This is a genomic window from Algoriphagus antarcticus, from assembly GCF_002150685.1.
GTDB classification, from domain to species: domain Bacteria; phylum Bacteroidota; class Bacteroidia; order Cytophagales; family Cyclobacteriaceae; genus Algoriphagus; species Algoriphagus antarcticus.
In genome coordinates this window covers 70,025-96,179 of the sequence record NZ_MSSW01000002.1, presented here as the reverse complement: position 1 = coordinate 96,179, position 26,155 = coordinate 70,025, and the positions used below count along the sequence as shown (strand labels likewise).

Annotated in this window: 24 protein-coding genes and 1 other RNA gene; 13 read left to right on the top strand and 12 right to left on the bottom strand. The window is 40.2% G+C overall.

The features are described from left to right. Positions 1–102: 102 nt before the first annotated feature. From BVH04_RS01555 to BVH04_RS01545, 3 genes are all read left to right on the top strand, one after another. On the top strand, positions 103–1,746 hold the full coding sequence (locus BVH04_RS01555) for a tetratricopeptide repeat protein (protein WP_086539579.1): 1,644 nt from the start codon (positions 103–105) through the stop codon (positions 1,744–1,746). A gap of 192 nt (positions 1,747–1,938) precedes the next feature. Beyond that, positions 1,939–3,024 carry a phytase gene (locus BVH04_RS01550; RefSeq protein WP_086539578.1) on the top strand — a complete coding sequence of 362 codons (1,086 nt, stop codon included), beginning with the start codon at positions 1,939–1,941 and terminating at the stop codon, positions 3,022–3,024. An 18-nt stretch (positions 3,025–3,042) separates the two neighbouring features. Then, complete coding sequence (locus BVH04_RS01545) at positions 3,043–5,811, top strand: TonB-dependent receptor (RefSeq protein WP_086539577.1); 2,769 nt, start codon at positions 3,043–3,045, stop codon at positions 5,809–5,811. A 400-nt stretch (positions 5,812–6,211) separates the two neighbouring features. On the opposite strand, the gene BVH04_RS01535 is transcribed toward BVH04_RS01545, so the two are convergent. From BVH04_RS01535 to BVH04_RS01505, 7 genes are all read right to left on the bottom strand, one after another. Next, complete coding sequence (locus BVH04_RS01535) at positions 6,212–7,609, bottom strand: S41 family peptidase (protein ID WP_086539575.1); 1,398 nt, start codon at positions 7,607–7,609, stop codon at positions 6,212–6,214. A gap of 67 nt (positions 7,610–7,676) precedes the next feature. Beyond that, positions 7,677–8,387, bottom strand: coding sequence for a cell division ATP-binding protein FtsE (locus BVH04_RS01530; protein WP_086539574.1), 711 nt, complete (start codon positions 8,385–8,387; stop codon positions 7,677–7,679). 2 nt (positions 8,388–8,389) lie between these two features. After that, complete coding sequence (locus tag BVH04_RS01525) at positions 8,390–8,593, bottom strand: fructose-6-phosphate aldolase (RefSeq protein WP_086539573.1); 204 nt, start codon at positions 8,591–8,593, stop codon at positions 8,390–8,392. Positions 8,594–8,636: 43 nt separating this feature from the next. Further along, entirely contained in the window at positions 8,637–9,296 is a 660-nt protein-coding gene (gene fsa / locus BVH04_RS01520) for a fructose-6-phosphate aldolase (RefSeq protein ID WP_086539572.1), read from the bottom strand. Between the two features lie 189 nt (positions 9,297–9,485). Next, an RNA gene (gene ffs / locus BVH04_RS01515) (signal recognition particle sRNA small type) lies at positions 9,486–9,571 on the bottom strand. A gap of 119 nt (positions 9,572–9,690) precedes the next feature. Further along, positions 9,691–9,921: a hypothetical protein gene (locus BVH04_RS01510; protein WP_086539571.1), complete on the bottom strand. Its 231-nt coding sequence runs from the start codon at positions 9,919–9,921 to the stop codon at positions 9,691–9,693. A gap of 25 nt (positions 9,922–9,946) precedes the next feature. Then, complete coding sequence (locus BVH04_RS01505) at positions 9,947–10,501, bottom strand: hypothetical protein (RefSeq protein WP_086539570.1); 555 nt, start codon at positions 10,499–10,501, stop codon at positions 9,947–9,949. Positions 10,502–10,832: 331 nt separating this feature from the next. On the opposite strand from BVH04_RS01505, the gene BVH04_RS01500 reads away from it, so the two are divergent. The 8 genes from BVH04_RS01500 to aroF all read left to right on the top strand — a co-directional run bounded on the left by BVH04_RS01500 (position 10,833) and on the right by aroF (position 18,847). Beyond that, positions 10,833–12,245: an anthranilate synthase component I family protein gene (locus tag BVH04_RS01500; protein ID WP_086539569.1), complete on the top strand. Its 1,413-nt coding sequence runs from the start codon at positions 10,833–10,835 to the stop codon at positions 12,243–12,245. A 342-nt stretch (positions 12,246–12,587) separates the two neighbouring features. After that, positions 12,588–13,154, top strand: coding sequence for an anthranilate synthase component II (locus BVH04_RS01495; RefSeq protein ID WP_086539699.1), 567 nt, complete (start codon positions 12,588–12,590; stop codon positions 13,152–13,154). A 30-nt stretch (positions 13,155–13,184) separates the two neighbouring features. Beyond that, complete coding sequence (trpD, locus tag BVH04_RS01490; RefSeq protein WP_086539568.1) at positions 13,185–14,195, top strand: anthranilate phosphoribosyltransferase; 1,011 nt, start codon at positions 13,185–13,187, stop codon at positions 14,193–14,195. Positions 14,196–14,201: 6 nt separating this feature from the next. After that, positions 14,202–15,020: an indole-3-glycerol phosphate synthase TrpC gene (gene trpC, locus BVH04_RS01485; RefSeq protein ID WP_086539567.1), complete on the top strand. Its 819-nt coding sequence runs from the start codon at positions 14,202–14,204 to the stop codon at positions 15,018–15,020. Positions 15,021–15,135: 115 nt separating this feature from the next. Beyond that, positions 15,136–15,789 carry a phosphoribosylanthranilate isomerase gene (locus tag BVH04_RS01480; protein WP_086539566.1) on the top strand — a complete coding sequence of 218 codons (654 nt, stop codon included), beginning with the start codon at positions 15,136–15,138 and terminating at the stop codon, positions 15,787–15,789. Positions 15,790–15,798: 9 nt separating this feature from the next. Then, positions 15,799–16,977, top strand: coding sequence for a tryptophan synthase subunit beta (trpB, locus tag BVH04_RS01475; protein ID WP_086539565.1), 1,179 nt, complete (start codon positions 15,799–15,801; stop codon positions 16,975–16,977). A gap of 73 nt (positions 16,978–17,050) precedes the next feature. Continuing rightward, positions 17,051–17,824 carry a tryptophan synthase subunit alpha gene (trpA, locus tag BVH04_RS01470; RefSeq protein ID WP_086539564.1) on the top strand — a complete coding sequence of 258 codons (774 nt, stop codon included), beginning with the start codon at positions 17,051–17,053 and terminating at the stop codon, positions 17,822–17,824. A gap of 3 nt (positions 17,825–17,827) precedes the next feature. Beyond that, positions 17,828–18,847, top strand: coding sequence for a 3-deoxy-7-phosphoheptulonate synthase (gene aroF, locus BVH04_RS01465; RefSeq protein ID WP_086539563.1), 1,020 nt, complete (start codon positions 17,828–17,830; stop codon positions 18,845–18,847). 412 nt (positions 18,848–19,259) lie between these two features. Here the strand turns inward: aroF and BVH04_RS01460 are convergent, their stop codons facing one another. Continuing rightward, complete coding sequence (locus BVH04_RS01460) at positions 19,260–19,778, bottom strand: nuclear transport factor 2-like protein (RefSeq protein WP_140160500.1); 519 nt, start codon at positions 19,776–19,778, stop codon at positions 19,260–19,262. A gap of 194 nt (positions 19,779–19,972) precedes the next feature. Between BVH04_RS01460 and BVH04_RS01455 the strand changes: the two genes are divergently transcribed. Both BVH04_RS01455 and BVH04_RS01450 read left to right on the top strand, forming a co-directional pair. Further along, positions 19,973–21,919 (top strand): tetratricopeptide repeat protein, encoded by a 1,947-nt coding sequence (locus BVH04_RS01455; protein ID WP_086539561.1) that lies wholly within the window; start codon positions 19,973–19,975, stop codon positions 21,917–21,919. Further along, complete coding sequence (locus BVH04_RS01450; protein ID WP_086539560.1) at positions 21,916–22,647, top strand: LytR/AlgR family response regulator transcription factor; 732 nt, start codon at positions 21,916–21,918, stop codon at positions 22,645–22,647. Before BVH04_RS01455 ends, BVH04_RS01450 begins: the two co-directional genes overlap by 4 nt. 44 nt (positions 22,648–22,691) lie before the next feature. Here the strand turns inward: BVH04_RS01450 and BVH04_RS01445 are convergent, their stop codons facing one another. From BVH04_RS01445 to BVH04_RS01430, 4 genes are read right to left on the bottom strand one after another with little or no spacing between them, the layout of a single operon-like run. Continuing rightward, positions 22,692–23,516 carry a sterol desaturase family protein gene (locus BVH04_RS01445; RefSeq protein WP_086539559.1) on the bottom strand — a complete coding sequence of 275 codons (825 nt, stop codon included), beginning with the start codon at positions 23,514–23,516 and terminating at the stop codon, positions 22,692–22,694. A gap of 60 nt (positions 23,517–23,576) precedes the next feature. After that, positions 23,577–24,092 (bottom strand): lipocalin-like domain-containing protein, encoded by a 516-nt coding sequence (locus tag BVH04_RS01440; RefSeq protein WP_169714338.1) that lies wholly within the window; start codon positions 24,090–24,092, stop codon positions 23,577–23,579. A 10-nt stretch (positions 24,093–24,102) separates the two neighbouring features. After that, complete coding sequence (locus BVH04_RS01435; protein ID WP_086539557.1) at positions 24,103–24,810, bottom strand: DUF2306 domain-containing protein; 708 nt, start codon at positions 24,808–24,810, stop codon at positions 24,103–24,105. Positions 24,811–24,826: 16 nt separating this feature from the next. Continuing rightward, positions 24,827–26,035, bottom strand: coding sequence for an acyltransferase family protein (locus BVH04_RS01430; protein ID WP_086539556.1), 1,209 nt, complete (start codon positions 26,033–26,035; stop codon positions 24,827–24,829). Between the last annotated feature and the right edge of the window lie 120 nt (positions 26,036–26,155).

Below are 26,155 nucleotides of genomic sequence, written 5' to 3'. Positions count from 1 at the left end.
AGTTTTTTTCTTCAAACTAGACCCTAATCCAAGGAGAAGTTTAATCAAAAGACAACTTTTACTTAACGCTTTTTACCTGTGATACGCGGAACTTCATTGATTATGAAGCGATTGATTCTACTCACATGTTCTGCTGCTATTTTCATTGGGTATTTTCCACCTATTGCACAGGCACAAAGCCCATTGGATATTGACTTCCAACTTGATTCAGCAAAAAAGTTAGCAAAGAGTAAACCTGACAAAGCTTTTTTGCTTGCCACAGAAGTATTGGAAGAGAGTAAACTTACTTTGTTTGATTCTTTAGTAGGAAAAGCACAATTGGTCCGGGGTCAGATTCTTTTGCAATTCGGTCTATTTCAGCCTGCGTCAGAGGCATTTTATGAAGCGGAGCATATATTCCAAAACAATGAATTGCCTTCCCTTTTGGCGGAGGTTAACAATGCTTTGGGGGAAGTCTATTACAAAATCAAGACTCCAGAAGACGCTCTTCTCCGTCATGAAACAGCATTGACGATCTATCAAAAACTTCATGATGCAGAAGGTGAGGCTGAAACAAAAAGTTTTATAGGTGGGATGTATGAAAAAATAGGCTCTTACCCAAAAGCTTTGGCTAATCAAAGGGAAGCACTTTTGATTTTTAAGGAGCTTAACCTAAAGAGTCAATTGGCATTTGTCAGAGAAAATATTGGAAGTATTTATGAAGATTTGGAGCAGTATGATTCTGCTTATTTCAATTTTCATAAGGCATTTGAGCTGAATACGGCACTTGGTGATAGTCTTCGGATTATCGGTAACCTGAATAATCTTGGAGATGTGCTTCGCAAAACCAGGGAACCAGAGGAAGGCTTGCTTTATTCTGTAAAAGCAGCTGAGATGAGTAGAAGGCTTGGTTTTTTATATCAGCAGAAAAGCGCGATTGTAGATATATCCAAGGCATATGCAGAGATGAGAGACTATGATAATGCATATAAGTTTTTGGAGCAAAGTCGTCAGTTGAGTGACTTGGTTTATTCAGAAGAGTCAGCTAGACAATTGGCTATACAAGAGGTTCAGAATAGGTTGTATGCCAAAAATCAACAGATCAATCAGCTTGAGCAAATGCGGGATTTCGACTCTATCGTAAAATGGCTTCTAGTGTTTTTGGTGGGGTTGCTGTGCGTATTGGGCTGGGTGATTTTCAATCGCCAAAAGTTGAAAATTAGAAGTAATAAGGAGTTGCTGCAGCGTCATCAGGAAATACTTCAGGTGAAGGAACAATTGATTGCCACAGAACAACAGAATATGCAATTGCTGGAATTAAAAATGGAAGCTGAAGATAAGGCTCATTCTAAAGCACTCACTGCACAAACATTACATGTGATCGATAAAAATCGAATGATGGAAGATATTCTGGTGAGGTTGAAAAGTATCTTGGAGGAAGATCCTAAAGAGCAGAAGAAAAAGATTAGAAATCTCATCAAGCAAATAGATTTCAATTTTTCTCATGATACAGATTGGGAAGATTTTAAACATAGTTTTGAAAAAGTACACCAGGACTTCCTCAGCAATATTCAGCAGCGTACTGGTGGGCTGACACCTGCAGAAATGAAGCTCGCCAGTCTCATGCGACTCAATCTGAATTCAAAAGAGATAGCTTCTTCACTGGGGATTTCGATGGATAGCTTACGGATTTCCAGGTATAGACTTCGTAAAAAATTGGACTTGGAAAAAGGGGATAGCTTACAGCAATATCTTCTTTGTATATGATTTACAATTTGTTAATCTCTTTTTAACATTCCATAATCACCTGAAAATCAAATTTTTGAAACTGTTTTTTCGGATTCTGTTTAGGTTTTGTTAACGGTCACTTTTCCAATTGTTGCCAAATTGATTACAGCCATTAGTAGTGAGAACCTACTACTCAAGCTAAAATTGTAGCATCAAAACCATTCAAATCTTATGATAAAATGTAGACTAATTTATGGCCTGTTTGCGCTGGGGATTTTAGCGACTTCGTGTAGTGAGACAGTCCAACAAAAAGAAGAAATGATTCAGCAAAATCTGGTTAAGCCAGTTTATATATCTGATTCAGTTATCCATGACACAGACGATCCTGCTATCTGGATAAATCCAACAGATCCATCCAAAAGCCTTATAATCGGAACGGACAAAGATGCAGATGGAGCGCTTTATGTATTCGATCTGAAGGGAAATGCAATTGACTCGCTGATCGTAAGAGATATTCAGCGTCCAAACAATGTGGATGTGGGCTACCGTTTGGATCTGGGTGATCGGATTGTAGACTTTGCAGTCACTGGAGAGCGAATGACATCTAAATTGAGATTTTTCAGTCTTCCTGATATGAAAGAAATCAATTCCGGAGGAATCGAAGTGTTTCAGGGCGAAATGTACCCAGACTTTAGAGATTTAATGGGTGTGGCTCTCTTTCAAGATAAAACTACAGCGAAAAACTTTGTCATCGCCGGCAGGAAGAGTGGTCCCATAGATGGGACATACTTATGGCAATATGAGATTTTGGGGCAAGAGGGAGAGATCAAATTGAATCTTGTAAGGAAGTTTGGAGCATATTCTGGAAAAAAGGAGATCGAGGCAATAGCTGTCGATGCGGAGCTTGGGTTCATCTATTATTCTGATGAAGGAGTAGGAGTGAGGAAATACTATGCAGATCCAGAAAAGGGGAATGAAGAACTAGCGCATTTTGCTCAGGAAGGATTCTCAGATGATCACGAAGGTATTTCGATTTACAAGTTTGATGATGGCACAGGGTATATTTTGGTGTCTGATCAAGGGTCAAATCTTTTTCATGTATTTCCGAGAGAAGGAAGTGCAACAAACCCAAATGAGCACTCATTAATAACCAAGATAGCTACCAGTACCACATCAAGCGATGGATCAGAATCCATCAGCACCGCTTTAGGGCCAGATTTTCCACATGGACTTTTTGTAGCCATGTCGGAAGACAAGACTTTCCAAATCTATCGCTGGGAAGATATGGCGGGCGACATTTTAAAATCAAAAAACTAATTATTAATCCTCATAATTATGAAAAAGCAGTTACTGAGCGCAATTACCTTTATAGCTCTTTCTTGTCTGAGCCATCAGGCATTGGCACAAGGAGTATTAAAAGGTAGGGTGATAGATGCACAAAACCTTTCTATGCCTGGGGCAAATTTGATTTTGAAAAACACCTCTTTGGGAACCGTCACTAACCAAACGGGAGATTATTCCATCGTGGATCTTCCTGAGGGTTCATATGAAGTTCAGGTTTCCTACTTGGGCTATGGTTCTATTGTACAAGAAACTACTATAGAAGATGGACAAACAACTATCTTGAATTTCAAATTGGATGAAACGACTATAGCGAGTCTGGAATTTGTAGTGATGGGCGACCGGTTAAAAGGACAGGCAAAAGCGCTCAATCAGCAAAAGAACAATGCTAATATCACCAATGTGGTGTCCTCTGATCAGATAGGGCGATTTCCGGATGCCAATATTGGTGATGCGCTCAAAAGAGTCCCAGGGATCACCATGCAAAATGATCAAGGAGAAGCGCGAAATATTATTATCCGAGGCCTCGCTCCACAGCTAAATTCAGTGACGCTGAATGGTGAAAGACTACCATCTGCCGAGGGCGATAACAGAAATGTGCAGATGGATTTGATTCCTTCTGACATGATTCAGACCATAGAAGTGAATAAAGCCGTACTTCCGAGCATGGATGCGGATGCCATTGGCGGCTCTGTGAATTTGGTGACGCGCCAGGCTCCAAATGCTCTTCGTGTTTCTGGAACGGCGGCTTCTGGTATAAATTTACTTTCCAATAAACCAATATGGACTGGTGGCTTGATCATTGGCAATCGTTTTTTCGATGATAAATTGGGCGTGATTTTTTCAGGTTCTTATAACAATCACCTCTTTGGATCAGACAATATTGAAGCGGTTTGGAAAAATTATGATAATGGAGCTGCCCTTGAGGAATTTGATATTAGAGAATATAAAGTTCAGCGGGTTCGTCGATCTGCTACTATCGCTTTTGACTATGCTATCAATGATAGCCACAAGCTATTTCTATCTGGAATGTATAACCACCGAGACGATTGGGAAAATAGGTTTAGAATGCGGGTTAGTCAGCTGGACGATTCTTTTGATGATGGGGATTTCACAGAAGTTAGCCCTGGGAATTATTTGACCAAGGGTCGCGTGGAATATGAAACGAAAGGTGGTTTAGACAGCGATAGAAATAAAGCTGCCAGACTTGAGGATCAACGAGTTTATAACACGACTTTAGGCGGTAGTCATTTGTTCAATAATTTGAAAATGGATTGGTCTCTCACTTATGCAAAAGCATCAGAAGAAAGACCATTTGAGCGATATACTTCATTTAGATCCTCTGGCCAGGATGTGACATTAGATGTTTCAGATCCTGAGAAACCATTTGCCTATCTAACAAATCCTGCCGATAACCTTGCAATTGCATTCAATGGATTGTCAGAACAATATGGCTACACGTTTGACCGCGACCTGAATGGGAAACTGGATTTCAAATTACCATACAGTCCCAAAGGGATTTTCCAGTTCGGGGTGAGGTATCGTGGAAAAGACAAAGAGAGAGACAATAACTTCTATGAGTACGAGCCGCTAGATGAGGAAGCTTTTGGTGAAACTCTTGCAAATGTGCCAAATGAAAATTATTCCGATGCGAGCTTCCTGGTAGGTTCTCAATATCAAGTTGGTACATTTATGACTCCAGCGTATTTGGGAGGGTTAGATTTCAAAAATTCCAATCTATTTGAGGAAAGTGATATTCCTGAGGAATATGCGCCGGGTAATTATACAGCGAAAGAAACTATTTCCGGAGGCTACGTAATGGCAGATCATCAATTTTCAGATAAATTCTCTGCTATTGCCGGTGTACGAATAGAACATACTTCTATTGACTATATAGGAAATATCTTTGATATAGACAATGAAGAAATTTCTTCAGCTGAAGGCGATCAGAGTTATACTAATTTCATGCCTGGGGTACATTTGAAGTATAACATGAATCCAAACAGTGTTTTGAGATTTGCCTGGACTAATACTATTGCCAGGCCAAATTATTTTGACTTAGTTCCTTATGCGGAGTTAAGTCCAGAAGATGAGGAACTGTCGAGAGGAAACCCTAATCTAAAGCCTGCTACAGCTATGAATTTTGACTTGATGGCAGAGCAGTATTTCGATAATGTGGGACTTATGTCCCTAGGTGGTTTTTATAAAGATATTGACGACTTCGTCTATACTATCACCTCACAGGGATATAGTGATCCACAGTTTGGGTCTGATCTTCAATTTTCCCGTCCAGAAAACGGGGGAACTGCTAAAATATACGGTTTAGAAGCATCCATTCAGCGTCAGATTTGGAAGGGAATTGGAGTTTATCTGAACTATACCTATACCAATTCTTCTACCACAGGCATTGAAGATAGAGATGAGGATGATATTGAGCTGCCAGGCACAGCTGATAATATGTTTAACGCGTCTTTGTCCTACGAAAATACGCGATTGGTGATCCGTGTTTCCTTGAATTATGCTTCTGATTACTTGGACGAATTAGGAGGCGATAGCTTTGAAGACCGCTATTACGACAAGCAAGCATTTCTAGACGTCAATGCTTCCTATGCGATCACTCCTAAATGGCGTGTGTTTTTCGAAGGGAATAATCTGACTAATCAGCCTTTGAGATATTATCAGGGAATCAAATCCAGAACAATGCAAGCAGAATATTACAGTGCTCGATTCAACTTTGGGTTGAAATTTGACTTATTCGATTAGTTGAAAGCTATCAATACAAAAAGGGCTGCCAAAATGAATTGGAAGCCCTTTTTGCTTCTGTCAAGTATGTTTTTTTTTCAGCTAAGAAATAAGTAGTATGCAATCAATGTGGTGAGTAAAGAGATGCCAAAGCTCAGGGAAATGATTTTTGGGTAATTCGTGACCCATTGTGCTTTCTTGTGATTGGCTTCTAGCACCAGTTTTCTGTTAGGTCTAACTACCCCTTGCACCAGTGCTAGGCAACCCAAAAAGTAAACAGATAATATAAGGATGAAGCTTGCTGCGGTTTCCATGGGCACAAATTTAACAGTAATTCTAAAGCAAGCATTTTGAAATCAGAAACTTAACAATTTGATAATGAGTAAGCATAGAAAAAGCCCCTAATTTAGGGGCTTTTTGATTATTTAATGATAGGAGACTCTATCATCTTACCAGTTCTAATCTTAGTGTCCAGTGTATTAGCTATCACTTCTCGGTCGAGTTTGACAAATCTACCTGATGATGGCTCACCTGTGATTTGCTCGATTGCAGTTCTGAGCATGATTTCGGTTACATCTCCTAATGTTCTTAGCCTCTCTGTGTTTTCTTTGACAGTAATATTTGGTGTAAAGCCAGTGCTGTAGTCAGATTGATCTAAGCTATTGAAACTTTGAGTCACGATAGGTAGCAGGCCATACGCATTATCTGGATTGTCTTCATCTTCAATGGCTATTGAACCCACGTTTTTCCCATAAGTGACATCACCAATTAAGAATACATCCATGTAGGGTTTCAGCCCATTGATGATTAGCTCAGATGCAGATGCAGTTCCAGTAGAGGTAAGAACATAAATACGATTGCCACTTAGGGTAGTTCCCAGATTTTGAGATTTGTTCAAAAACGCAGTTTTCACACTGCTTAGGCCGGGAATTTCTGAAGCTAATAAGTTATTGTATTTTGTTCTTGAGAAAATATCAGAACTCGTAACGCCAGGGCCTATTAAACTAGCAAGGTTTACTGCAGAAGAAACATATCCACCACCATTGTACCTCAGATCCAAGACTAAATTGTTGATATTTTCGGCTTTCAGTTTTTCAAATACTGCATCCATCTCCTTATCGTACTTGGTATTGTCTGTGGCAGTACCTGGGGCGAAGAAATTATAAACCACATACCCTATTTTTTGATTGTTGATTGTATACACCGTATCAAGGAAATTCGGGTCTTCAGGGAATTCAACGGGGGTGATAGAAATGTCTTCCATCGCAAGATATGCTCCAGCTTCCTCATTATATCTTCGAGGTGAAATTGTGTGAGTGGCCTCCGTTTGACCTAGAAGATCCCGATAGTTGCTTACAGTTAACTTTGTGCCGTTTATAGCTACTATCGCATCACCACGCTTTAGGTCTTTTGAAGATGCAGGGCTATCTTTCTTCACATAAAGTACCTCTGCATATATATCGTTAGAATCAGTAATTCTATATAATTTAAACTCGTATCCTGGATCCAAAGAAATACCACTTAGAGAATTGATCAACTCTTGATAATCAGGATAAATTACTGAAAAGCGGTCTGTAGGAGTGAATAGTAGGGACTTGAAATAAGCAGTAGGATCCGAATTGGCTGCTATAGGTGTCCTAAGATTAAGTCTCCAATAGTAAACTTCATCCATAACATCGTAAATCCATGTGTTGATTTCTTCCTCTAGTGTAAGCTCGGGCTCCACAACAGGATCTTTTTCATCATCTTTGTTACAGCTCCAAAGTAGTCCGCTTAGGATTACAAGGAAGAAAGTTCTTGAGAGTAGGGTAGATTTCATATTTGGGAAGTTTGGATAATTTCAAACGTAGTATTTTGCAAAAGCGTTGGATTAGTAACTCGAAATTTTAATATATAGAACCAAAAGACACATCATGTGTTTGACTATCCTGCAGCTCTCCCTTTTCACATTTCAATACTCGGTATGGGTACTTACGAAGTAAATCATAATTATGGGTTGCCATCAAGATAGCAGTTCCCTTTTTATTTATTTCTTGGAAAAGCTTGAAAATCCCATCAGCTACGTCTGGATCAAGATTTCCTGTAGGCTCATCAGCAAGTAAAATCGAAGGCTCATTGAGCAAAGCTCTCGCAATTACCACACGCTGCTGTTCCCCACCTGAAAGCTGATGAGGCATTTTACTTGATGCATTGTTCAGACCCACCAAAAGCAGAACTTCAGCCATGCGGTCATTTATTTTTGATTTATCAGTCCAGCCAGTTGCTCTCATGACAAAACCCAAATTTTCAGCTACTGAGCGATCATTGAAGAGTTGGAAATCCTGAAAAATAATCCCGATTTTTCTTCTTAAATATGGAATATCTTTAGTCTTGATATTTTCCAGATTAAATCCCGCTACTTCTGCACTTCCGCTTTTCAACTCCAAATCGGCGTAAAGTGTTTTTAACAAGGAGCTTTTTCCACTGCCTGTTCTACCGATAAGAAACACAAATTCGTGTTGCTCCACGGAGAAGTTCACATTGGTTAGAATAGGGTCTATTCCCTGAAAGATCGTCGCTTGGTTTACCTGAAGCACAGGCTGTGTACTAAAATCCATTCCTATAATTCTAATTTTTGCAATTTCCCAAAAGGAAGATCCTTAATTAACGTTTCCAGTTCTTTTTCCTTTCCTTCTAGGCCAAATTTCTCCATTTTTTTTAATGGCCTATCTGCTCTGAAATAGGCCACTAATACAAAGTTCTCATCTCTGATCTGAATGTAATCAGGGATTTTTGCTTTGCCTTTTACTTTGATGATATACATAAGGGAAATTAAAAAAAGACCGACAAAGCCGGCCTTTTACTAGTTATTTTCCGGCTGCCTTGGCATGATCTGCCAAAAACGTTGCCAAACCAGAATCTGTCAAGGGATGATTCAATAAGCTGGTGATTACTTTCAATGGACAAGTCACTACATCTGCGCCCACCTCGGCACATTTAAGCAGGTGCATGCTATGTCTAACTGACGCCGCAAGCACTTCTGTCTCGTAACCGTAATTACCGTAGATATGTACAATTTGGGCGATCAATTCCATTCCATCGAATGAAATATCATCTAATCTCCCGATAAATGGAGATACATAAGATGCACCGGCTTTTGCCGCCAAGAGGGCTTGGCCAGCGGAGAAAATCAGCGTACAGTTGGTACGGATGCCTTCACTTTGAAAATATTTTAGTGCTTTCAAGCCATCTTTGATCATCGGGATTTTTACCACGATTTTGTCATCTATCTTCGCAAGCTCATTTCCTTCTCTGATCATTCCTTCGTAATCTGTAGAGATTACTTCTGCACTTACTTTATCATCTACGATATCGCAGATCGCTTTGTAGTGAGCTCTTACTTTTGCGTCTCCGCTGATGCCTTCTTTGGCCATCAAGGAAGGATTGGTAGTTACGCCGTCTAAAACCCCTAGGTCAAAAGCTTCGCGAATCTCACCTAGATTGGCTGTGTCAATAAAGAATTTCATGTTTGAATTGTTTAATAGGTTTGGAAACAGCTTTTCTCAGACCTTGCTTTTCTCGTCCTAAATTTAAAAACAAGGTTAAGGCCATTCAAAAGGATGATTCCAAATGGATTTGATTGTAGGAAACAAAGTTAGAAGATAAATCAAGATTTGGAACCTGATTAGAGATGCCCGGGAAAAAAATAGCACAAAAAAGAAGCGGCATCGCACCGCTCAACCACCTACCCTTGCTTCCTTCCGGACCTGGGGGATTCAGCAGGAGCTGGTCGTGCCGCCGGGACAAAAGTAAGGAGAAAATATTCCCTTACAATATTCCTTGTCCATTTTCAGGTTGAATCGGGATTTCCTCCTGATTATGAGGTTCATTAATTTCAAATTTGAAATATAAAATTTAAAATTAATGTGTTTTCGCCAAGTGCATCTGGAATTCCAGCACATTGCATTGGATGAATTCATCTTCTGCCAGATCATCAAAGATGTCCTCGTCAAATTCCATTTCGGTTTTTTCGATTCTCCCGTCAGGATGTACGATCAGCTCTATTCCAGTGAACGTGTCAGTATTTACCTGTACCAAAACCTGGTAATCGTCAAAAATCCGCTTGAAATACTGTGGAAATGTTTTAGCCATAGGTTACTGTTTGTAATTAGCAAAACTACTCATTGGGACCGAATGAATTATAGCTGGAGTAAAATATCGTCACGTCCGAAGGACTGTTTTGTGTTATTTTGATCCTTTTAAATACATAGAAAGCTTGAATTAGAAAATCTTTCTCATTTATAGGTTTTACAGGGCTTATGGCATGATTTTCCACTTTGAAAAGGGTTCCATTTGGACCGATGATTTCATAGCCGTTAGCCTTACCTTTCTTTATGACTTTGTACACTTCACCATCAACAAATTCAAACCGGGCATTCCCCCAGAAATAGCTTCCTTTTCCTCTGGCAATTTGTAGGTTGGATTTTGGTTCGACGATCCTCGCCTGTTTTATTTTGTTAATATCGAGATTAAAAAACAAGTGGAATTTTCGCCCGTCAAAATCAAGATCTGCATACCGATATCCTTTGTCAATTTCCATTTTTGCTTCATCCCCATTATCGGAACCAAAGTTGACTTGGTACATGGGAGCTTTCCATTCTGCAGAAGACTGGGCACTTGCCGAACTAAAGCTGATGAAGAATAAGGTAACAACGAGTAGGGTATTATTCATTTTGAGCTAAGTTTATTTGCTTTTTATCAACGGTTTAAAGCGGTGTTAGTTTCAGTCAATTAGTTCTCAAGCAACATTTTCACCAGGTATATTTTAGAGAGAGTCAATTTTTTTTATAAAAAAAACGGATTGATGCTTTGTCCTTAGCAATCCCTTTCTAAATTTGCTCTCAATCTAATGAAAACAATCGCAAACAAAAACTGGTGGTGGCATTCTTACTCTTTCCAAAAGGAAGTTTAGAAAGCCCCTGCATTTAATTTTGCGCTACTACATAGTAAAAAAGGCTTACTGGATTTCCAGTAAGCCTTTTTTAATGAAAAATTAACCACGAATGACTCAAGTAAAATTTTCAATACTGACTACTTACCAAAAACGACTGGCAGATACGATCACGCCGGTAAGTATTTATTTACAAATCAGGGATCGTTTTGCAAATCCTATCCTACTGGAGAGTTCCGATTATCATGGGCATGAAAACAGCTATTCGTATATCTGTTTTAATCCTTTGGCTACTTTCTCCTTTAATGCGGGTAAGGTGACAGAGAAGCTACCTTCAGGAAAAAAGGAAAGCTATGAAGTGAGTTCTGACCAGAATCTGATGCAATGTCTTCGTGCATTTGGAAATAAGTTTGATGTAGCGCCGGATAATTTCAAATTCAGCTCCAATGGGCTTTTTGGATATATTCAATACGATACTGTCGCTTATTTTGAGGACATCAAACTTCAAAACACACAGCCATCGGAGGTGCCGATGATGCAGTATTCGGTCTATCAGAATGTAATCGTGGTGGATCACTACAAGAATGAATTGCATCTGCTTGAGCATAGGGTAGCCGGATCTGAAAATGCTGAAATGATGGAGGAGATCGAGCGTATCCTTAATAACAAGAATATTCCGAGCTACTCCTTTCAGCGGATAGGTGAAGAAGAATCAAACTACACAGATGAGGAATTTTTAAAGATTTTGAATCAGGGCCGTGAGCATTGCTATAAAGGTGATGTGTTCCAGATTGTACTTTCCCGCCGATTCAGTACGGCTTTCAAGGGAGATGAATTCAACGTTTATCGAGCGCTTCGTTCAGTGAATCCTTCTCCTTATTTGTTCTATTTCGATTATGGCTCCTTTAAGGTTTTTGGTAGCTCGCCAGAGGCTCAGATCGTAGTGAAAGACAAAAAAGCCACTATTTATCCGATAGCGGGGACATTTCGAAGAACTGGAAACGATCAGGAGGATGCAGTTCTGGCTCGCCAGCTTTATAATGATCCGAAAGAAAATTCAGAGCATGTGATGCTGGTAGATTTGGCTAGAAATGATTTGAGTAGATCTTCCGAAAAGGTTACCGTGGAAGTGTTCAAAGAGATTCAATATTATTCACATGTTATCCATTTGGTTTCCAAAGTGACTGGTGAATTACCGGAAAACACCAATCCACTTCAGCTTGTAGCAGACACATTTCCTGCGGGAACACTTTCGGGGGCTCCAAAATATAGAGCGATGGAATTGATCGATGAGCTGGAGAATATTTCAAGAACATTTTATGGTGGAGCAATCGGTTATTTGGGATTCAATGGAGACTTCAACCATGCGATTTTGATCAGGTCTTTTGTCTCCGAAAACAACCAACTTCGATTCCAGGCAGGAGCTGGTGTGGTTGCCAAATCAACCATACCTTCCGAATTGCAAGAAGTAGCTAATAAGTTGGAGGCGCTCAGAGTGGCGTTGAGGGCGGCAGAGAAGATCTAAATTGGAAGATTTTAGGATTGAAAAATTGGAAGATTGTGGCAAAAGTAGAACGATCTATAAATGTGAAAGTTTGGCAAAAATCCATCGATTCAACTTGAATATTTAGCTGGATAATTGGAGAATTGCAAGATTTTTAAAATGAAAAACTATGGCAAAATATGAGCGATTTGAAGATTTGCCAGTTTGGTAACATGCTATAAAAATATAAGAGCAAACATATTAAGTGAATTAAAAGGCTTAATCAAATACCTAAATGAATTTGAAAACAAGAAAAAGGAAGGCGCTCAATTCTACAGAATCTTCCAATCTTCTAATTTTTCAATTTTACAATTGATCACAAAAATGAAAATACTCGTCTTGGATAATTACGATTCCTTCACCTACAACCTGGTCTATATTGTCAGACAGTTGGGCTATGGAGGACAGCTTGAAGTCTTTAGAAATGACAAAATCAGTTTGGAAGACGTAGCTCAATACGATAAAATAATTCTATCGCCGGGGCCTGGAGTTCCGGAAGATGCGGGAATTATGCCTGAGCTTTTGACAAAGTACGCTGCGACCAAATCAATTTTGGGCGTGTGTTTAGGGCATCAGGCAATCGGTGAAGCATTCGGTGGTGAACTTATAAATTTGTCTGAGGTTCTTCATGGCGTGGCTTCTACAGTAAAAGTGGAAGATGACTTGCTTTTCAAGGACGTTCCCGATACTTTTAGTATTGGTAGATATCACTCTTGGGTTGTTGATGAAAACACCCTTTCACCAGACTTGGAAGTGATCGCTCGTACGCCTGACAACCAAATTATGGCAGTAAGACATAAGAAGTTTGATGTCAGGGGTTTACAGTTTCATCCCGAAAGCATTCTTACCGAAAACGGAGTGCAAATAATCAAAAACTGGATGGAGAATTAAGAACAGAACCACCAAATAATACCCCCAATTATGAAAGATATTTTGAATCATCTCATCGAGCACCGGACGCTTACCCGAGCCGATGCGAAAGAGGTTTTGAAAGACATTACAGCCGGAAATTACAATACAAGCCAGATCGCCGCATTTATGACGGTGTATATGATGCGGAGTATCACTGTGGAGGAACTTTCGGGATTCCGTGAAGCCATGCTTGAGCGATGCATTCCGGTGGAAATCTCCGAATACGATGCGATGGATCTTTGCGGAACTGGGGGAGACGGCAAAGACACCTTTAATATTTCCACCCTATCTTCCTTTGTGGTTGCAGCTGCTGGACAAAATGTGGCAAAACATGGAAATAACGGTGTTTCTTCCATCTGTGGTTCGTCTAATCTGCTTGCATACTTTGGTTATGCATTTACAAGTAATCTGGATAGAATCCGTCGGAGCTTAGATGAAGTTGGGATTTGCTTCTTGCATGCCCCACTTTTTCACCCAGCAATGAAGCATGTCGGTCCGATCAGAAAAGACCTAGGGGTAAAAACCTTCTTCAACATGCTTGGCCCAATGGTGAATCCAAGTTTTCCGACAAAACAATTGGTAGGCGTATTTAGTCTAGAGTTAGCACGATTATACGGCTATCTCTATCAGGATATGGAAGGAAGATTCTCTATTCTTCACGCCTTGGATGGCTATGATGAGATTTCGCTTACGGGTGATTTTAAGATGATTTCAAATAATGGGGAAAAAGTCTATAGCCCAGAAAATATTGGCTTGCCAAAACTAACTGCATCCTCTATTAAGGGTGGTGAGTCCATCCAAGAATCTGCCAGAATATTTGAAAATATCCTGAAGGGCAAGGGCACCAAAAGTCAAAATGCGGTAGTAATTGCCAATTCAGCGGCCGCACTGGTCACCGCCCGTGAAGGACTATCTTTTGTGGAGGCGGTAAGCGTAGCAGAAGAAGCATTATTGAGCCAAAAAGCGCTTCATGTCTTTAACGGACTGGTCAATCCAAAAACAACAGTTTCTTTAGCATAAAATCTTATGAATATTTTAGATAAAATCATTGCTCATAAACACCTCGAGGTAGCCGAAAGGAGCAGCTTGGTGCCAGTGAAACTTTTGGAAAAAAGTGTCTTTTTCGAAGGAACAGTGGTCTCCATGAAAAAGTACGTGTGTGATCCTGAGAAATCCGGAATCATCTCTGAATTCAAGAGAAAGTCGCCTTCCAAAGGTTTGATCAAAGGCGTTGCTTCGGTGGAAGCTGTGAGTATCGGATACATGCAAGCTGGCGCATCAGCATTGTCGATTTTGACGGATACGGATTTCTTTGGAGGAAGCAATGCTGATCTTAAGGACGCCCGAAAGTTTAACTTTTGTCCTATCCTTCGCAAGGATTTCATAGTGGATGAATATCAGATATTGGAAGCAAAATCTATCGGCGCTGATTGCATACTGCTGATTGCAGCGACTTTAGAGCCAACGAGGTTAATGGAGTTGGCTGCTTTCTCAAAAAGCCTTGGACTGGAAGTGTTAATGGAAGTACACGATAGCGAAGAGTTGGAAAGAAGCCTGTGTGACGACTTGGATTTGGTAGGAGTGAACAATAGAAATTTGAAGACTTTTGATGTGTCTTTGCAAACTTCAATGGACTTGGTGGATAAAATCCCATCTGGTTTTGTGAAGATTTCTGAAAGTGGAATTTCTGATCCTTCTACTTTAATCACCTTGAAAAGAGCAGGATTCGACGGGTTCTTGATAGGAGAGAATTTCATGAAATCCAGTCGTCCGGAACAAGCAGCCTACAATTTCATCAAAGAGTATAAGAAGCTTTTGAAAAAAGAGAACGAAGTAAACGCCTGATGAAATCGAGCATGACTCACAAGTCACACGGAGAGATGATTATTTACCATACGAGATTCTCCCGAAAAGAGTACCGGACAGGCTATGTGCCCTATGAGAATCAAATTATAAACACATGAAAATCAAAGTGTGTGGGATGCGGGATCCAGAAAATATCCAAAACCTGATTCAGGGAGTTAAACCTGATTGGATGGGTTTGATTTTCTATTCCAAATCACCAAGATACGTTTCATCTGATTCTGCAGCGTCAATTCAGTTGACAGAAGTACCAAAAGTTGGAGTTTTTGTGAATGAAAAAATTGAGTTTGTTTTATCCAAAATCGATGAATTCAAACTTTCAGCCATTCAACTCCATGGCGATGAAAGTCCTGGATATGTGCGGGAGTTGAAATTGAAAACGAACAAAAAGGTTTGGAAAGTCATTTCAGTAGGAGAAAGTATAGACTGGGAAACATTGCGAGATTATCTGGGTTTGGTTGAATACTTCCTCTTTGATACGGCAACTGCAGGTCATGGTGGTTCGGGAAGGAAATTCAATTGGAATATGCTGGAAACCTATCCTTTTGAAAAGGGATTTCTGCTGAGTGGAGGTTTGGACGAGGAAAGCGTGAAGGAGGTTTTAATCCTTGCTGAACGAATGCCACAATTTGTGGGAGTGGATTTGAACTCAAAGTTTGAAGATGCTCCGGGATTAAAGAATATTGAAAAACTGAAGAGTTTTAAGAATAGATTACTTGGTAATGACAAAAGACCAACGGCCAATAACTAACAAAATGAAATGATCAAAGTAGATGAAAAGGGCTTTTACGGCAAATTTGGAGGGGCATATATCCCCGAAATGCTGCATCCCAATATCGAAGAACTGAAGGATAATTACGAGTCAATTATGGCGTCGAAGGAATTTCAGGATGAATTCAGAGGCTTGCTGAAAGACTACGTTGGTCGTCCAACACCCTTATATTTTGCTTCCAGACTTTCTGAGAAATACGGAGCTAAAATTTATTTGAAACGGGAAGATCTATGTCATACCGGAGCTCACAAGGTGAACAATACCATTGGTCAGATCATCCTAGCGAAAAAGCTTGGCAAAAAGCGAATTATAGCAGAAACCGGAGCCGGTCAGCATGGAGTTGCCACAGCGACAGTTTGTGCCTTGATGGGAATGGACTGCACCGTGTATATGGGTGAGGTAGATATAGCCCGTCAGCATCCCAATGTGGAGCGAATGAAGATCTTGGGAGCTAAAGTTGTTCCTGCGACTTCAGGTTCAAAAACCTTAAAGGATGCCACAAATGAAGCTATGCGTGCATGGATCAATGATCCAGTGGATACACATTACATCATCGGTTCGGTGGTGGGGCCGCATCCATATCCTGAGATGGTGGCGAGGTTTCAGTCCGTGATTTCCGAGGAAATGAAATGGCAGCTAAAGGAAAAGGAAGGAAGAGAAAATCCAGATATCGTCATCGCCTGTGTGGGTGGAGGATCCAATGCAGCTGGAGCTTTTTACCATTATTATAATACACCGGAAGTGAGATTGGTAGCGGCTGAGGCTGCAGGTTTGGGGATTTCTTCTGGAAAATCTGCAGCTACGACGGTGCTAGGAACTCCAGGAGTCTTACACGGATCGAAAACGATTTTAATGCAAACTGAAGATGGACAGGTGGTAGAGCCACATTCAATTTCAGCGGGTTTGGATTACCCTGGCATCGGACCTGTTCATGCGCACTTATTTGATATCGGCAGAGGCGAATTCGTAGCCGTAGAAGATGAAGATGCGATGAAATCTGGTATAGAATTGAGTCGATTGGAAGGGATCATTCCTGCCATTGAGACTGCACATGCGATCTACGCGCTCAATTTGATCGAATATTCAAAAGACGATGTGATCGTGATCAACCTGTCAGGAAGAGGAGACAAGGATCTGGACACTTATATCAAATGGGGAAATTATTAAAGTTTAATGTCGGATGTCCGGTGAAAGGTGTTTGCATCGGTCATCGGACACCCGACATCCATCATCTATCTATATGAACCGAATACATAAACTGTTTGAATCCAAAAAGAACCGCGTTCTCTCCATCTACTTTACAGCTGGTTTTCCAGCACTTGAGGATACGCTTCCTATTATGGAAGCTATCCAGGCCGGCGGAGCTGATATCATAGAAATTGGAGTTCCGTATTCCGACCCTATTGCTGATGGGCCAACTATCCAGGATAGCAATATGATCGCTTTAGAGAATGGTATTTCTTTGAAAAAACTGTTTAATCAACTGGCTGGATTTCGTGAGAAAATCACTCTACCTGTAGTATTGATGGGCTATTTGAACCCAATCATGCAATATGGGATGGAGGCTTTTTGCAAGAAATGTCAGGAAGTAGGAGTAGATGGGTTGATTCTCCCAGATCTTCCCATGCAGCAATATTTGGATGACTACAAATTACTTTTCGAGGAGTATGGTTTGGTCAATACCTTTTTGATTTCCCCACAGACCTCAGAAAAACGAATTTTGGAGATTGACCAGCACTCCAATGGATTTATCTACATGGTCTCCTCACATGGTGTCACAGGTGCGAAAACCGGAATCACTGAGGAGCAAATCACTTATTTTAAGCGGGTGCAGGCTATGAAATTGAAAAATTCGAGATTGATTGGTTTTGGGATTTCTGACTCCGAAACTTTCTCCAAAGCCTCAGAATATAGCAATGGAGCGATCATTGGCTCAGCTTTCATCAAAACCGTAAAAAATTCTAAAAACCTGAGTGAAGACATTCAGGCATACATTCAAACTGTAATCAAGTAAGCAATGATTATTCAGCTTCAACCCGATATTTCCAATAGCCAAAAGGAGAATTTGATCCAAAAAGTCAATGGAATAGGGTATAAAATTACCGAAGTAAAAACCCAATTGGGAGACTATCTGATCGGGATCGGTAAAAAGGAAATCGATATCCGCCAAATAGGCCAGATGGATGGGATAATAGATATCCATATTGTATCAGATGAATATAAATTGGTGTCTAAAAAGTGGAAAGCGAAACCTACTTCCGTTGATTTGGGCGATAATATTTTCATCAAAGAAGGTGAAATGGCAGTAATCACCGGGCCATGCTCTATTGAATCTGAAGAACAAATCCGCTCTGTCGTAGCCCATTGTGTGGAGAATGACATCAAGATGATGCGAGGTGGAGTATTTAAACCTAGAAGTAGCCCGTATGCATTTCGTGGTTTGGGCTTAGACGGCTTAAAGCTGTGGTATGAGATCGCTCATGAAGCCGGGATCAAGATTGTCACAGAAGTGATGCAAACTTCCCAAATCGAAGAAATGTATCCTTATGTGGATGTGTATCAGGTGGGAGCCAGAAATTCCCAAAACTTCAACCTCTTGGATGAATTGGGAAAAGTAGATAAAGCGGTGATGATTAAGCGGGGTATTTCCGGTACGATCGAAGAGCTTTTGCAATCTGCTGAGTATGTATTCTCAGGAGGAAATGAGAAACTGATTCTCTGCGAGAGAGGGATTCGTACCTATGAGCGAGCTTCTAGAAATACCTTAGACTTAAATGCAATTCCGATTTTGAAAGCAAAATCCCACTTGCCTGTGATCGTGGATCCTTCGCATGGAATTGGGATACGTGCTTATGTGCCGCAAATGGCACTTGCTGGCGTGATGTCTGGAGCAGACGGGATAATCTATGAATCTCATGAGGTTCCTGAAAAAGCTTACTCCGATGGACAGCAAACCCTTGACTTTGCCCAAAGCGCAAGACTTGCAGGCTGGATCAGAGAGAGCTTTGCGATGCGAAAAGGATTTGATTTGTTGTAAAGAAATACAATAGCCAGTGGAAACGCTGGCTTTTTTGTTCTATTTGACCGTGATGGACGATGGGTTTTCCGCTCTTAGCCCAATCGATGCGGGTAATCACTTTTTTGAGAAAAGGGCTGACCCTAAATAGCTAAGCCCAGCTCGAAGGTCTGGCTTAGTAGCAAAACCCATGTAATTGTAGCTCTGTAAGAGTGAAATTATATTTCCTTCCATTTTGAGAGATTCATTGGACGTGCGCCAATTGTAGATCACCCGTCACAAAATCAATTATTAGATATTCATCAGCACAGTTAACTATTGAAAAAAACTCAAGAAAAAGACTTGCCTCCATCCCCAAAAAAAGGATTCCAGGAAGAAAGCTCAACACCTAAATTGAAGCTCTTCCTGGAAACAAAAAAATCCGTTTGGTTTCTTATTCAGGCGTTTCTATTTCAGCCATTTCCGCTGCTGCCTCTTGTATTTTCATTAATTCAATTTGCATAGGAGCGCTTTCCCAATAGCCGAATGTTTTTACTATTTTCCCATCTACAAATTGAGAAGTGATGTGCACAGGCATTTCAAAAGTTTTGTTGTTGGCAGCAATGGTTCCTTTCCAAAGCCCCCAGTAATTCACCCAGGTTTCGCCTTCGTCAGTCAATACCATCTCTAATTCCTCCTTGTCTCTTACAAAGGAATAGGATGAAAGTGGCTCAATGCTCAGCTTCTGTCCAGCTATGATTTCCTGTATCGAGGATGGATTCTCTTCAGTGGTATTGAAGAAGACGGTGGCTCCCTCTGCATAATGTGCTGCATATTCATCCCATTCTCCATTGACATAATTGCCGATTATTGATTTGACAATATCAATCTCAGGGGACTGTTGTGTGTACTTTGTTTTTGAAGTGCATCCAATAGCCATAAGGAGCAATCCAAGGAGAAGGAAATTTTTCATACGTATCGGGTTATAAAAATTCAAAAATTTAGAATTGACTTTATTCCATATAAGTTGGACTTCTTCAAGCATAGTAAAAAATGAGATGGTATGAACGTAGTATAATACTTCCCGACATGCAGTATTTATTTCCCAAGAGATATTTATTACACAATAAACTGGTTTTCAAGCCCCTCAATTTGTTATATTTATGAATGAGGAAGATTTTTTTAGTAGGCTTTTTTCTGATTTCTACTGTGGGATTTGCGCAGATTGTATTAAGAAATGGATTTTTCCAATACAAAGAGGTTTTTGTAGAAACCGATGATTTTCAGACTGAATATCTCGAAGAATTGGAAAAAGCTCTGCCTGCAATTTCCAAAGATTCGCCCCTTAGATTAAAGGTTTTAAACGACTTGGGATATCACTATCATACACGTAACCTTAACGTAGCCCTTGAATACATTGAGATGGGTCTAGAGGAAGCTAGAGAGAAGGAAGATTCTTATTGGGAAGGGAATCTAATGGTTTCTCAAGGCGCTATTTTACTCAGAATGGAGGAATTGAAATTGGCTGAGTATGTACTCAAGGAAGCTATTCTCAAAATCCCCGAAAGCGAAGCGTGGTTGCTTTATACCAATCTGGGATATGTGTACGAACGAAAGGGCATGCTCGGAGATGCCTTTGTCTATGCTTCTAAAACACTTGAGATTGGCGAAAACTATGGAGACACCAAAGCCATTGCAATGGCTTATTCAGATATGAGCAATCTTTTTTGGAAGCAGGGGAAAATCGATGCTGCATTGAATTATGGATTAAAGTCTATTGAACTATTTGAGAAAAGAGGGCTCAATGATTTGGATTATGATTTTACGCTCCATCTAGTGGGACAGTATATGGTGGATTTGGATAGACCTAAGGATGCGATTGAATATTTTAAGCAATCGGTGCAAATAGGAGAGCGCTATGGGTTTTATAATAACTTGAGCGACACTTTTATTGCACTAGCCAACTTAAAAGCTAAAATGGGTGATTTTTCTGAAGCCAGGAAATCCGGCTTAGAGGCACTTCGATATGCTGAATTACTCAATAATGAATTTATGATCATGCGTTCTTATATGGCTTTGGGTAAGGCTAGTAATATGGCTGGAGACTACGAAGATGCCGCCGTATACCTAAGAACAAGTATTGAAAAAGCAACCACCAATTTTGGGGATAAATTTTACCTAAGCCTAGTTTACGATGAATTGAGCAAATCATATGAGGGAGCCAAAGCGTATGAAAATGCACTCAACACCTCCAAAATATCCAGTCGGCTTCGAGGTGAAGTATTCACCGCTGAGGCTGAGGAGAAGGTCGCTGTGCTAGAAACTCAAATGCAAGTTGCCCAAAAAGAAAACACGATTAAGATCCAAGAAGCAGAATTGAGTAGGCAGTGGGTTATTCAAGTTTTCTACCTTACGCTAGCCGGTGTGTTACTATTTTTTCTGTTTCTACTATATCGGGTTTTCCTCAAAAAAAAGAAATACAGTAGCCTCTTGGAAAAAAAGAACGAAGAGAAAGAATTTCTTCTCAAAGAAATCCATCATCGGGTAAAAAATAATCTAGAAACCATCTCAAGTCTTCTCACGCTTCAAATCGCCTCAATTAAAAATCCGGATTTTCAACAAATCATGGAAGAAACTTATCTCCGAGTCCAAAGTATGGGGATGATCCATCTCCGACTTTATAAAAAAGACAACCTAAAAAGTGTGGAGATGAAGGAGTTTTTTGAAGGCTTGGGAAAATTTATCTTGGAAACTTTTGATGCGTCTGATAGGATTGATTTTAGGATAAGAATGAATACTTTGGAATTGGACGTAGATGTCGCAATTCCTATCGGCCTTATCGTAAACGAATTGATCTCTAACTCACTCAAATATGCTTTTCCCAGACAAAAATCAGGACAGATTTGCGTCCAACTAGATGAAAAAGAAGGTAATCTTTTCTTGAAAGTGTCTGACGATGGAATAGGTATCATGGAAAATTCCACGACACAGGGCACTGGTTTTGGAAGAGAGTTAATTAGCCTACTTACTCGTCAACTGGACGGGAAAATGACCTTGGCAAATGAAGCAGGTACTGCATTTACTTTTGAATTTTTACTTAACAAAGCAGCATGAGTACAACTAGAATTCTGATTGTGGAAGATGATATGATCATCGCTGCGAATATCAGTTTGCAGCTAAGTAATCTTGGCTATGAGGTCACCGGCATAGAGACCAAAGGTGAGGAGGCAATCCACCATGCATTGGAGACTAAGCCGGACATAATCCTGATGGATATACATCTAAAAGGGGAAATTACAGGTATAGATGCAGCTCATGAAATTCATAAGATTCTCGATATTCCTTTGATATTTCTCACTGCAAATCAGGATGATGCTACCTTCGAAAAAGCGAAAGAGACCCATCCTTTCGCCTTTATTTCCAAGCCTTTCACCAAGCAAATCCTAGAAAGAACGATTGCACTGGTGGAGGAAAGAATCAAAGTAAACCCCGCGGCTATTTCTTCCATGGAAACAGGTGCTGACGTGTATGAGGATAGGATTTTCATTCGAAACCAAAATAAGTTAATCAAAGTAATGCTTGATGATATCCTTTGGGTGGAGGCAGAAAGGAATTATTGTAAAATAATCACTGCTCAGCAATCTTATTTGATTGTGAGTCCCTTGAACAAGTTTTGTGAAAAAATAGGACAAAAGCGGTTTATTCGAATTCACCGCTCGTTTATGGTCAACTTTTCAAAGCTTGACGCAGTCACAGATTCTTGTGTAGAATTGAAAGGAAAGCTGATTCCTATAGGAAAGCAATACAAGGAATATCTACATAAAATGCTGAATAAACTTTGATTGAAGTTATAAAAAGGGCGCGATGATACTCAGTTTTAAAGAATTCATTTTTTTTCCAACCCATCCTTTCCATTCCTCTCAATCCTTATAAAAGGACTTCTTAACAAATACCAGAAAGTCTGTTTCTCTTCTTTCTCAAATTCTTTCAACCCGAATTTGACCTGATCTGCAGGTTTGTAAGTATAAGTGCCGAAAATCCGATCCCAAAGGATGAAGATGTCAGCAAAATTTGAATCGGTAAAATTTTGATCCTGATCGTGGTGGATCTTGTGCAGGTTCGGTGTGGTGATGACTAAACCTACTGTATTGTCCAACCAGGATGGAAAGCGGAGATTGCAGTGCTCGATAATCACAAAGGGGGTCACCACCAGAAAATACAAGCCCACAGCAAGCAGATCCAATCCAAAAATACCAGCCATCAAAATGGGGGCACTTCCAAACCAAAAGAATACCTCAATCGGATGGGCTCGGAAATAAGTAGAGGAATCCATCGTCGTATCACTGTGGTGTACTCTGTGAAAACGCCAAAGGACAGGGACAACATGGGAAATCCTGTGAAACCAATAAGTCGCCAAATCCAAGAGCAAAACACCCAAAACCAACTTCAACCAAACCGGGAGTTCAACCAGAAAAAACAATCCGAATTCCTTTTCATTGAGCCATTGGATACAGAAAACGAAGGCGATTGCCCAGAATAGATTCCCAATGAAGAAAACTACCTGGAACAAGAAACTATTCCAAAAATGCCGCCCCCGTTTTTGGAAACTGAATTGGGTGCTTAATACCTGCTCCAACGTAAAAAAGATTACAATTAATCCGATTACGATGTAATTAAGATCAATAGACAGTAAGTATTCCAGAGTTTTCATCTTTCAGGTTAGGGGGTTTAATTCTACTTGTTGATTTATTTCAAAGCATTTTATAAAATTTTAATATTTCACCCATCTCAACCTCAACTTGTTTGCATCAATGCTTTCTCTGGCTGAAAGAATTAATGTATCATTTTTGAACTCAAAATCCCTTGTCAGCACCGTCCCCCAATTGAATGGATCCGTTGCCGAAAGGCGGTTGTGATCAATGACATTTTCCTTGGTTTGGTAGTCAGCGAAGTACACGAAGTTGGTTTGATAGCGCTTCAATCGTTCCTTCAAACCTTCCATATCCAGGCTGTCTACATTTTTAGAGACGTCAAAATCCCGATAACCTTTTGAAGTCAAATGAACTGCCATATGTCCCTTTCCATCATACAAAATGTAGCCGTCGTGGTATTGATCCGTTTCATAATGGCTCCATTTCCCGGATATTGAATCATAAGATTCGATGATGTCTAGTTTCCACATTCCATGAAAGCGGGGATCATTTTTCGGTTCTTTTGAAATGCACGCAAATGCAGTCAGGAGAAATAATCCAACATTCATTAATGGGAAAAAGCCAAAGAGTTTCATACTAGGCATTTTATCCATTGTCAAAAGTTGGGAAAGTATTTTTGGGGCTATTTTTTGATTTCTGTACTGTTAGATTCAAGACGTGACCGATTTTTTTATTCCATTGAAGGACAATCTCTGTGATCAAGAGCGGAATTGTCCATGAAAACCAAATCATGGTCGGTCCTCTTTCAACAAAACTCCCTAGCGCTCTGACGCTTTCCAGTTCATCGATAAATCGAAACAAAACAAAGGCAAAAGTGACTGCATAGCTGCGGATCATCCATTCTTTGTGTTGAGTCACTTTACCTCTCTTGATTTGAAGGAATGCCATGCCTGCGGTGACTATCCAAGCAAAAGCCAAGCCTTGAAGGGATAAAGCCCAAGTCCAATGAATCGCCACTCCAACGGTCCATGCTAGATGAGTGGAGGAAATTGCTGCAATTAGAATTGCCGAGAGGTAGATTTTACCCATCCATCGGTGCGTCATCCGGTACTTGTCCCGTAAGGCTTTCCAAAACTGAAATGGACCGATCAGCAAAGCCAAGATTCCGCCAGAGATATGCCCGATCAGAGACCATTTGAAATCCCAATACCTTCCAAATACTTCTTGGTCGAGACCAAAATAAGGAAGGGCTTGAAGCACAAATTTTCCAGCAAATCCGATCAGGACAATCCATAATACCAAGTACAGGTAGGAATTAGGACTGGAAGGTTTCAGGATACTTGTCTGTTTCATTAGTATAGAGTTATAGTTAAGTCAATGTAGCTGTCACCTTCCTTGCTTCCTCCGCATGCCGGATATCTGCTACACTTCTCGAGTATTTACGACCATTGAGAAACTTCCCGATAAAGGTGCTTCGAACAAATAAATGATAAGTAGTAAAGCAGATGATTGAAGTCCCTGATAGTACAGTTAAAAATTTCAGCATGGCTGGTACTTCCCACTCGAAAATTAGCGCAGGAATAAATCCTGCGATCGGCAAGTGAACGAGATAAACCCAATAGGATGCATCGGAGATATAGCGCATCCGAGCCGAATGTCCACTTCCATACCGGAGAAACAGCCCCGTAAATCCAAAGATCAGGAGCCAAACGACCAATGACTTGACTAGGATTGTCATCTCAAAGCTAAAGGATGGAACATTTAGTGCGTATCCGAAAAAGAGAACGGTTCCCAATAAAGTGCATGCCCAATCCAAACGCTTCATGCTGTCTAAATGCTCTTTAGATTTAAACAAAACCCACCCTACTATAAAAAAAGTGAAATAGTAAATGAAGGTATTGAAATCAGGTACGAAAGAAAGAGAGGTTTCTACCGACGATATCCCCATAACTAGATAGGCTAGGCCAGTGATCATGGCAAAAAAGAATACGCGTAAAACTGGCTTTTGAATAATCCAGCTAAACGCCTTAGAGATGGAGCGAGCCAAGCTGGGAGTCTTTCTAATAGCAAAGGCAATCAGAATTGAAACCCCTATTATCATGACAAGATAGTACAGAAACCATAGATGATATGTTTTCTGAGGAATGAAAAATAAAGGAGTTCCTATGGTAGCCATCGTCTCTGCCCAAGCATTTGGATCACCAGCAAAAACAAATCCGGTATAAGTTAAAGAGAAGTAGATTAGAGGCCAAAGCAAAATCACAAATACAATAAAGGGATACACAATTCGTGAAATCCTATTTTTAATCATAGCCAGTGGTTTTCTTTCATAAAATAACATGGCTCCAAAAAAACCGGATACTACAAAAAATATTTGCATCCGGAAGGAATGGATAAAAAACACGATAAGATCATTGAGCATACTATTGGAGTTGGGGTCTTTTAAACTCCATGCATCTCCATATTCATAGAGGCCATACGTTATAGAAGAATGGATAACTAATCCTAGGAGCATCATAATGGCTCTTAGGGAGTCTAAGGCGTGAAGCCGTTCTGTTTTTGGAAGGAGTGTGTTCATTTTGATTTTGTTAGGATGGAACTTTTATTTTCTAATCTGGATGCTGCAAAAGCTGATTAGAGAAGGGTAAAATTTTGATTTAACCGACTCCCTTATGGTTTCTTATCTCCCAATAGGTCA